The organism is Amycolatopsis sp. NPDC026612, assembly GCF_040638285.1.
In the GTDB taxonomy this organism is placed as follows: domain Bacteria; phylum Actinomycetota; class Actinomycetes; order Mycobacteriales; family Pseudonocardiaceae; genus Amycolatopsis.
The window spans coordinates 1-2,471 of sequence record NZ_JBEZYB010000175.1 but is presented as its reverse complement, the minus strand read 5'-3'; the positions used below and the strand labels follow the sequence as shown (position 1 = coordinate 2,471).

The following is a 2,471-nucleotide window of genomic DNA, read 5'->3' as shown; positions in this document are numbered from 1 at the left end:
GCCCCCCGCCCCCCCCCCCGGCCCCCCGCCCGGGGGCCCGGGGGGGGGGCCGGGGGTCACCCCCCCACCCCCCCCCGCCGCCGCCGGGGGCGCCCCCGGGCGCGGGCGCCCCCCGCCCCTACGTAGCGGGCGGCGCCGCCCTACGTAGCGCCGGCGCGGCCCCTACGTAGCGACAAGCGCCGGCCCTACGTAAAACCCCCAATTGACAAGGCGCATCGGGGACGCGACCATCTTTTCGGCCCCTTCGAGCATGACCTTTGCTCTTAAGGAGGGGTAGGTCCGTGTCGATAGGTCTCTCGCTCGCGCTGCTGGCGTGCATCATGGTGCTGGCGGGGGTGGGCCTGATATCCCATCTGCTCGTCAAGCTCGACGCACGCAAGTCGCTCCGGCAGATAAAACTGGACGCGCGCGGCGGCCGGTGGTTCGGCCTGGCGATTCACATCGACCGGGAAGCTGAGCAGGTGGCCAAGCCGGCACCGGGGGAACCTGGTGAACCGCGCGCGGCCAACCTGTTCAAGGTTGATCGTTGAAGCCGCAAGCTTGGCTGGTGGAACCGCCGGAGTTTCGTACAGACCGCGAGGCTTTCAGCGGACGTCCGGGATTTCGGGGCGGGTCAGTTCGGTGCGAGTCGCCGCCAGGACGACCCGGTCGCGGCCCGCGGCCTTCGCCGCGAACACCGCGTCGTCGGCCGCCTGCAGCAACATCGTGTACTCCGTCGCCGTTTCCGGGTACACCGCCGCGCCGATCGACGCCGTCAGGCCGCTGATCACCTCGGGCTTGCCCGGGCGCACCACCGGGACCGGCACCTCGATCCGGGCGATCGCCGTCCGGATGCGGTCCGCGACGGAGGCGATCTCCGTGGTCGTCGTGCCCGGGAGCAGCACCACGAACTCGTCACCGCCGAAGCGGCCCACGTAGTCGCCGCCGCGCACCGAGCCCTGGATGGCCGCCGCGACCGCGCGCAGCACCTCGTCGCCCGCCAGGTGGCCGTTGCCGTCGTCGATGGCCTTGAAGTGGTCGATGTCGATCATCAGCACGCCCGCGGTCGAGGACAGCTCCGCGGCGCGGGCCAGCTCGTTGCGGGCCAGCTGGACCCAGAACTCCGGGGCGAGCAGCGCGGTCTTGGAGTCCGTGCGCGCGGCCGCCTGGAACTGGGGGAGCAGCAGGCCGATGTGGAGCGCCACCGGGGTCACCATGAGCACCGGCAGCAGCCACGGCCGGACCGTCATCACCAGCGCGATGCCGCAGCCGACGCCGACCGCGGCCAGCACGATGAGCACGTCGGACGGGTTGCCGAACGCCTGCCGCGGCGGCTTGCCCGGGTTGCTCATCAGGATCGCGAGGATGACGAGCACGTAGTTCAGGCCGAAGTAGACGATCCCGGACGCCAGCAGCGCGGTCATCCCGCCGAACCCGTCCAGGTAAGGCACGTACGGCGCCACGTGCCCGGTGCCCGCCGACAGCACGGCTCCCGCGGCGGCGCAGGCGAGGATCACCGTGGCGCCGGAGAACACTTTCCGGTGAATCACACCGCGCCGTTTGTAGACGCGGACCCAGGAATGGGCGTAACTGACGACGATGACCACTGTGGCCAGTGGCGGGGGCAGCAGGAGGAGTCCGGCGAAGATCCAGATCGACTGCAGGTGCATGTGCGGACGGCCGTCGGCGGCCAGCTCGCGGATGCGCTCGATGCGTTGCGCCGCTTCGAGGTGCACGACCTCGCCGGCCAGGATCAGGCCGCACCACCACAGCGACTGGGCCGTGATCGGCACCAGCGCGGCCGTCGCGACGACCACGATCAGCGCCAGCGCGTCGACGACCAGGACATAGCCGAGCACCGGAGTGGCCAGCTTCCACATCGCCCACGTTCGGATACCTGATCGTGGACGTTCTGAGCTGGGCTTTCGCCCTTGGGACCCGGACAATCCCACGAAACGCCCTTCTGCTCAGGAGAAACCCTGCGCGGAAATCGTCACTGTAATCGAATGAACGCGGTGTGTCACTAGGCCGGTCAGGCTACGGTCGGTCACGCACTGTGCTTGCCCCCTCACCTCAGGAGAGATCATGTCGCACTTCCTGCCCCGCAGCAACAACATCGTCCCGTCCCGCCGCCGCGCGCAGCGGCCGACCGACTGGACCCGGCAGCTCCCCACCGACTGGACCCGCGCCATCCCGACGGACTGGACCGTGCGGCAGCTGCCGACCGACTGGACCGCCCGCGAACTCCCGACCGACTGGACCGCCCACGAGCTGCCCACCGACTGGACCGTCCGCGAACTGCCGACCGACTGGACGCGCCCCGGCGTCTCGTCACCGCTGCCGCAGTGCCCCACCGACTGGACCCGGTCCTGACCAGTGCCCGGTGACCGGCACCCCGGCGGGGCCCGATGTACATCCCGATGTGGGACACGGGGGAGTAGTAGGCGACCAGGTCGCCGGGCTGCAGCTGGCTGCGCGACACGGGGGTGCCG

Annotated in this window: 3 protein-coding genes; 2 read left to right on the top strand and 1 reads right to left on the bottom strand. The window is 70.7% G+C overall.

All coding sequences use genetic code 11. The features are described 5' to 3' along the window. Positions 1-281: 281 nt before the first annotated feature. Positions 282-530, top strand: coding sequence for a hypothetical protein (locus AB0F15_RS44970; protein WP_360284073.1), 249 nt, complete (start codon positions 282-284; stop codon positions 528-530). A gap of 54 nt (positions 531-584) precedes the next feature. Here AB0F15_RS44970 and AB0F15_RS44965 read toward each other — a convergent pair whose 3' ends face one another. Further along, entirely contained in the window at positions 585-1,859 is a 1,275-nt protein-coding gene (locus AB0F15_RS44965) for a diguanylate cyclase (RefSeq protein WP_360284071.1), read from the bottom strand. 205 nt (positions 1,860-2,064) lie between these two features. Here AB0F15_RS44965 and AB0F15_RS44960 point away from each other — a divergent pair, with 205 nt between their 5' ends. Then, the gene (locus AB0F15_RS44960) at positions 2,065-2,352 is read left to right on the top strand and encodes a hypothetical protein (protein ID WP_360284069.1); all 288 of its coding nucleotides are present in this window, start codon (positions 2,065-2,067) and stop codon (positions 2,350-2,352) included. Positions 2,353-2,471 lie beyond the last annotated feature (119 nt).